The organism is Microbacterium sp. NPDC078814, from assembly GCF_040702645.1.
GTDB lineage: Bacteria > Actinomycetota > Actinomycetes > Actinomycetales > Microbacteriaceae > Microbacterium.
The window spans coordinates 1-6089 of the sequence record NZ_JBFBLT010000021.1; the positions used below are offsets into that span (position 1 = coordinate 1).

General features: G+C 66.9%; 7 protein-coding genes and 1 tRNA gene. 2 read left to right on the top strand and 6 right to left on the bottom strand.

Annotated features, from left to right (window positions below; all coding sequences use genetic code 11):
* Positions 1-389: 389 nt before the first annotated feature.
* The 5 genes from AB0300_RS18465 to AB0300_RS18485 form a co-directional block, all read right to left on the bottom strand.
* The gene (locus tag AB0300_RS18465; protein ID WP_238695674.1) at positions 390-1742 is read right to left on the bottom strand and encodes an MFS transporter; all 1353 of its coding nucleotides are present in this window, start codon (positions 1740-1742) and stop codon (positions 390-392) included.
* A gap of 42 nt (positions 1743-1784) precedes the next feature.
* Positions 1785-2999, bottom strand: coding sequence for an alpha-hydroxy acid oxidase (locus AB0300_RS18470; RefSeq protein ID WP_366216642.1), 1215 nt, complete (start codon positions 2997-2999; stop codon positions 1785-1787).
* 151 nt (positions 3000-3150) lie between these two features.
* Positions 3151-3879 carry a GntR family transcriptional regulator gene (locus tag AB0300_RS18475; protein WP_247641412.1) on the bottom strand — a complete coding sequence of 243 codons (729 nt, stop codon included), beginning with the start codon at positions 3877-3879 and terminating at the stop codon, positions 3151-3153.
* 135 nt (positions 3880-4014) lie between these two features.
* Positions 4015-4087: transfer RNA gene (locus AB0300_RS18480), tRNA-Ala, on the bottom strand.
* 246 nt (positions 4088-4333) lie between these two features.
* A complete protein-coding gene (locus AB0300_RS18485; protein ID WP_366216643.1) occupies positions 4334-4588 on the bottom strand; it encodes a hypothetical protein in 255 nt (84 codons plus the stop codon).
* 148 nt (positions 4589-4736) lie between these two features.
* Here AB0300_RS18485 and AB0300_RS18490 point away from each other — a divergent pair, with 148 nt between their 5' ends.
* Positions 4737-5078, top strand: a complete 342-nt coding sequence (locus tag AB0300_RS18490; protein WP_366216644.1) for a hypothetical protein — start codon at positions 4737-4739, stop codon at positions 5076-5078.
* 94 nt (positions 5079-5172) lie between these two features.
* On the opposite strand, the gene AB0300_RS18495 is transcribed toward AB0300_RS18490, so the two are convergent.
* Complete coding sequence (locus tag AB0300_RS18495; protein WP_366216645.1) at positions 5173-5520, bottom strand: hypothetical protein; 348 nt, start codon at positions 5518-5520, stop codon at positions 5173-5175.
* A 156-nt stretch (positions 5521-5676) separates the two neighbouring features.
* On the opposite strand from AB0300_RS18495, the gene AB0300_RS18500 reads away from it, so the two are divergent.
* Positions 5677-5952, top strand: a complete 276-nt coding sequence (locus AB0300_RS18500) for a hypothetical protein (RefSeq protein WP_366216646.1) — start codon at positions 5677-5679, stop codon at positions 5950-5952.
* The last annotated feature ends 137 nt before the right edge of the window (positions 5953-6089 follow it).

Genomic DNA, 6089 nt, shown 5'->3' on the forward strand with positions numbered 1-6089 from the left:
AGGTTGGTCTTTGATCCAAAGGAATTCTCACCCAGCCGAAGCTAGACGAGGATAATTTGGCATTTGACAAGTGCACGCTGTTGAGTTCTCAAGGATCGGATGCTCCCACGACCCAGCCATCACGACCAGGCCCGCAGGGCAACTTCTCTATCTTACCGATCTCGTTTCCGTTGTCAAGTCCGAGTTTCTTCGGCCTGACCGTGGGAACGGATCAGCATCCTTCATCCTGTTCACTCTGTGAGTGTGTGGGATTTGGGAGGTGTTCGATGCTTGACGGGAGCCGGTCCGAGGACCTCCGCTCAACCGTTTGGGGCGAACAGGTAATAACTTACGTGGGTTCCGGGCATCGGGCAAATCACCGTCGATTCCCGGGCGTGTCGCCCGCCCCCTCAGTCCGCGGCCCTTCCCGCCGGCGCGAACCGGGAGGAGTCGGAGTGGTCCTCGGGCTGCAGATCCCCGACGCGCTTCGGCGTCGCGACGACGGCCAGCAGCGACACCAGGCAGGCACCGATGACGAACAGCACCACGAACCAGAGGCCTCCCCCGGCGGCCGCGACGAGCGCCGTGGCGATGAGCGGGGTGGGTCCGGCGACCAGGGCGCCGTTCAGCTCCCGGGCCGTCGCGACGCCGGTGAAGCGGTACCGCGTCGGGAAGAGGTTCGTGAGGAACGTCCCGGTGGAGGCCGCGGTCGCCCCCACGGCGATGACGCCGAGCGCCGTCATCCCGAGAGCCGCCCACACCGGGTCGCCCGACTGCAGCGAGAGGAAGACCGGGTAGGTGAGGACGATCCCGGCGACGGAGCCGAAGATCACAACGCGCTTGGCTCCGAAGCGATCCACCGCGATCCCGCCGAGGACGGGTGCGAAGGCGGTGAGGAGCGAGGCGACGAGCACGGCGACCAGTGCCTGGACCCGGGGCATCCCGACCGTCAGCGTGAGGTAGCTGAGGGCGAAGGCGCTGAGCACGTAGTTAGTCACGTTGTGGCCGCACACGCTGAAGAAGCCGACGACGAGCTCGCGGGGGCTGCGGCGGAACAGCTCCGCCAGAGGCACCTTCGTCGCAGCCTGCTCGGCGTTCGCCACCGCGGCCCGGTACTCCGGCGTCTCCTCGAGGCGACGACGGATCCACAGCGCGAGGACGAAGAGCACGGCGGAGACCAGGAACGGAATGCGCCAGGCCCCGCCGAGCAGCACGTCGCCGGGCAGCATCGAGGCGAAGGTGAAGGCCAGCGTCGCGAGGAAGGCGCCCCCGGGAGCACCCGAGGTGACCAGTCCGATGACCCGGCCACGGCGGCGCTCGGGGGCGTACTCGGCGACGAGGGTGAGCGCGCCCGCGAGTTCCGCACCGGCACCGAAGCCCTGGACGAAGCGGAACAGGATCAGCAGGATCGGCGCCGCCACCCCGATCGCCTCGGCGGTCGGGAGGAGCCCGATCCCCACGGTCGCGATGCCCATGAGCACGATGGTCAGGATCATCGCGGGCTTCCGGCCGACCCGATCCCCGAGGTGGGAGATGATGAGGCCGCCGAGCGGCCGCACCACGAAGCCGACGGCGAAGGTCGCGAAGGCCAGCATCGAGGCGGAGGCCGGGATGACGTCCGGGAAGAAGAGCGGGCCGATCACCAGGCCGGCGGCGGCGCCGTAGAGCGCGTAGTCGTACCACTCGATGAGGGTGCCGAAGTAGGCGGCGGCGATCGCCCGCCTCGCCTGCGGGGTCATGGTGCGCTGCTGTTCGTGGGCCATGGGGTGTCCTTTCGTCATTGAAAAGTGCTGGCGTGGTCGTGGCTATCCGGTCGGCGCGAGGACGGCGGTCCCCCGGCCGCGCAGCTCGGCGGTCGTGCGCACGCCGAGAAGCTGCATCGTCGACAGGGTCTCGTTCGCCACCAGGGCGAGCGCCCTCTCGACCCCCACCCGGCCGCCCGCCATCAGGCCGTACATGTATCCCCGGCCGAGGAAGACGAAGTCGGCTCCGCACGCGATCGCGGCCACCACGTCGAGGCCGCTGCGGATGCCGGAGTCGAGCAGGATCGGCACATCGTCGCCGACGGCGGCGCGCACGGCGCCCACGATCTCGACGGGCGCGATCGCGCGGTCGAGCTGACGACCGCCATGGTTGGAGACCCAGATGGCATCCGCGCCGGCGTCGATGAAGCGTTCGGCGTCGACGGCGGAGAGCACGCCCTTCACGACGATCGGCCCGCTCCAGTGTGTCCGCAGCCAGCGCACGTCGTCCAAGGACAGCGCGGGATCGAACATGCTGCCCACCACGTCGGTGACGCGTCCGGAACGCGGGCCGAAGTTCGCCATGGCCGGCGCGTCGTGGGCCAGCAGATCGAGGGTCCAGGAGGGACGCAGTGCCGACTGCACGGCGGTGCGCAAGGTCAGACGCGGCGGCATCGAGAGCCGGTTGCGGTCGTCGCGGTACCGCTGTCCCGGCACGCGTGTGTCGACAGTGAGGACGAGGGTGTCGAAGCCGGCAGCGGCGGCCCGCTCGACGAGCGCGAGAGACGCGTCGCGATCGCGCCGCAGGTAGAGCTGGAACCAGCGCCGTGCGGCGGGTGCGGCGTCGGCGACGTGCTCGATGCTCCGCGTTCCCATCGTGGAGAGCACGAACGGCACGTCACGGTTGGCGGCCGCACGGGCCCCGTCGGTTTCGCCGGCCGCACGCATGAGGGCGGTGAGACCGATCGGAGCGATGCCGATGGGCATCGCGTGCTCGCGTCCCAGCAGGCGGGTGGTGAGCGTCGCCCCCGCGGCACTCTCGGTGACCGTGGGCACGAACCTCCGGCGGGCGAAGGCGGCCTCGTTGTCCCGAGCGGCCTGTTCGGTCACCGCGGCACCCTCGACGTAGTCGAAGACGAATCCGGGCACCCGTCGCTTCGCGAGCCGTCGCAGATCGTCGAGACAGCGCGCCTCGGCGACGCGCGTCGCCTCGGTGGGAAGGGCGGGCGGAGCGAAGCTCAACAGCTCGGTGAAGGTGCGGATGCGACGTCGCAACAAACCTGGATCCTCTCGGCAACTCCCATCGAGGCCGAAGAGCCGACCGCGGTGTCGGCACCACCATAGCTCCCAAATATCTTGGGCACAATAGCGATATTCCTCAGATATATCTGACGGAGGTGTGACGGCTTGCGCGTACGCCGCGGAGGCGTCAGGCTTCGAGGAACGCCTGGAGGACGAACTCCCGCAGCTCGACGAGGTGTCGGCGCATGGCCTCCTCGGCCGCCCGCGGATCGCCGGTGCGGATCGCTTCGAGCACCTGCTGGTGCCCGTTGTTCTCGACGTCCGAGTGGATGCGCGCATCGATCGCCGGGATCAGGTGGTGACTCCGCGTCGTCTCGTCAAACAGGCCGCTCATGAGCGTCTTCGCCCGAGCGTTGCGTGCCGCGCCGAGGATGCACTCGTGGAACGCGCGGGCCGCATCGGTCAGCTCCGCCGTACCGGAGCCGCTGCGCTGCGCGTCCAGGATCGAGCTGAGCTCCTCGATGAAGGCCTCGTTGCCGTAGCGCGTCGCCCCTGCCGCCATCGGCGGTTCGATGATCAACCGCAGGTCGAGCACCTCGCGCACCTCGCTGATGCCCAGCGGGCGGACGACGTATCCGCGTCGGGGAAGGGCGACGACGAGCCCCTCGACGACGAGGATCTGCAGGGCTTCACGCACCGGCGTCTTCGACACCCCGAACCGCGCCGCCAGTTCGGGTTCGATGACGACCTCGCCCGGGGCGAGCCGGGTGCGGACGATGTCGTCCCGGAGCGCCACGTACACCTTCTGCGTACGCGACAGCACCCGATTCCCCTCGCCGAGGGCCGCGGCACGGCGCTGGCTGTCGACGGCATGCGTGTGCAGGGTCGAGCCGGATTCGCTGGGCGTCGCGTCCATGTCCTCAGCCTAGGGGCACCGAATCGGACCCCTGCCGCCGAGCGGTCCCGTCGCGGCGATCGGATCAGCCCCATGCTCCAACGAAAGAACCTCGCCCCGCGAGCTGCGGGGCGAGGTTCTTTCGTTCAGTTCCTGTGGACCTAAGGGGATTCGAACCCCTGACCTCCTCGATGCGAACGAGGCGCGCTACCAACTGCGCCATAGGCCCGTGAACGACATCTACGTTATCACGCTCGCGATCCCGGACATGACGAAGGCCCCGCATCTCCGTGTTTTCAACGGGAGCCGGGGCCTTCGTGGTGGCGGTGACGGTGGGATTTGAACCCAAGTGCATGCGCGCGGGGGCCTGCCGGATCGGCCCGAGATCGTTGATCTGACGCGGATCTAGACCCAGGATGGGTCCGCTCAGATCACCGGAAATCCTGCGTGTTTGTGTCCACGGATGTGTCCACGACTAGAAGTCGAACTCGGGGAACTTCATGCGCATGAGGTGCCTGAGCTCGTCCTTCGGCATGGTCCCGTCAGGGTCGATTTTCATGGTGTACTCATACACCCGCTCGATGTTCCTGGCACCCTCGTCGCCAGGCGCGACGGCCCGGTTCGGCACGCGCTCCACAACCGTTTGCGCTCTGACGCCGCCGACATGAAACCGGTGCAGCTCTTCACGGACTACCCGGCGCACGATCCGCTCAAGATCCTCCGCGTTCATGACGCCAACATACCTAGGCGAGCAGGTCTTCGACGCCGGTCATGGCGCGCGAGAGGCGGTCGAGGTGTGCTCATGGGTTAAGACAGCGGAACACATATTCGAGTGTTGCTAGCCTGATTCATCTCGGCCGGAGGAAGGATGATCCGGCATGCAATCACGAGGCCTGTCCCCCACAACCAAGCTCAGTATCGAACTCGATGCGATCTGTTCACGCAACAGGTACACGACCGACCCGGCCCCCGTCCTAGACGAGCTCAGGGCGGCCGCTGGTGAACGCACGGACGTGCTCGCTGAGGCCGTGGGGACGTGGGTTGGCTACTTTGAGGATGACTACACGGCGCCCCTCTGCGCGGCCCTCAGAACGCTTCCCGGGCTTGAGTGGTGGATTGCGTTGGGGAAGCATCGTCGGTCGCTCCCAGACCCGTCCACACCGGCCGTTCTAGGGCATGGGCAGGCTGCTGCCCTGCCGCTCTACATCAGCGTCGAGTGAGAAGAGATGATCCCCTCCCCGCGGTCGGCGGGAAGGGGATCAACCGAGCAAGCTGCGCCGCAAGATGGGCGCGCGCTCCCCTCCCCGGTGCCGCCTAATCTACCCCGAGGTCGGCGAGGGCGGAAGCATCGATTTCCACGGGGCTGTCAACGACCTCGTCCACGAGGGTGATACCGCCGGAAGAGCTGGCTTCCATCATGAGCGCCTGAACCCACTTCGCGTTGAGCTGCGGGTTCTCCGGTGTCTCGAACGTGAAACGCAGCGGGATGGACGGGTGAAGCCAGATCGTGGAGCGACCGGGGGCATCGCCCTCTGGGTGCTTCCAGGAAAGGGTGAAGCTCTCGTTGCGGCGCAGCTTGGTCGCGATCGCAACCTTGAGGTGCGCAAGAGCTCGGTCTTCGATGTGGATCTCGCTGCTGTCGCCGTACTGGATCGTTCCCATGGGTTCACCCTACGGGGCAACGGTCTACGCATGTTGGTCTCACACATGAGGCAGATGCGCAATGCCCCATAACGCGGGGCGAGTCGTGCGTAGTCTGAGCGGAGCACACGCGTGCGTGTCCCGATGAGCCGGCTACAAACGATGCACAAGATTGTCATGACACCCACCACACGAATCAGCATCGACGGAGAAACGCTCATCTTGGCGGAAGACTGCGACGTCGGTGATCTGATGGGCCGCATCGAGTCGGCCTCGCACGGGGAGTCCGGGTTCGTGACCTTCGCTTCACGGTTCGAGACGCTGAGCGTGCTCGTCACCCGTCACACGAGAGTCGTGGTCAGTGTCGAGCACTCTGTTGGGGAGGCCCCCGGTTCTGAGACCGGTGCCGCTCAGGACTGGTACGACGACTATCCGGGAGACAACTGGGTCTGATCTCGCCGTTATCTCTTGCCATTCTGCGGGGGAGGTAGACGAAAGCGGAAAGTGTCAAGGCGGGTGAGACAGATTCCGTCAGGCGGTCTGTATGAGGGCCTCCTGTGAGGGCTGGTTGATCCAGGCGGCCTCGGGCA

What these genes read in the sequence shown, in the direction of transcription:
- AB0300_RS18495 (WP_366216645.1), bottom strand. Translation starts at nt 5,520, where the DNA reads ATGGGAACGATCCAGTACGGCGACAGCAGCGAGATCCACATCGAAGAC.
- AB0300_RS18475 (WP_247641412.1), bottom strand. Translation starts at nt 3,879, where the DNA reads ATGGACGCGACGCCCAGCGAATCCGGCTCGACCCTGCACACGCATGCC.
- AB0300_RS18465 (WP_238695674.1), bottom strand. Translation starts at nt 1,742, where the DNA reads ATGGCCCACGAACAGCAGCGCACCATGACCCCGCAGGCGAGGCGGGCG.
- AB0300_RS18490 (WP_366216644.1), top strand. Translation starts at nt 4,737, where the DNA reads ATGCAATCACGAGGCCTGTCCCCCACAACCAAGCTCAGTATCGAACTC.
- AB0300_RS18485 (WP_366216643.1), bottom strand. Translation starts at nt 4,588, where the DNA reads ATGAACGCGGAGGATCTTGAGCGGATCGTGCGCCGGGTAGTCCGTGAA.
- AB0300_RS18500 (WP_366216646.1), top strand. Translation starts at nt 5,677, where the DNA reads ATGACACCCACCACACGAATCAGCATCGACGGAGAAACGCTCATCTTG.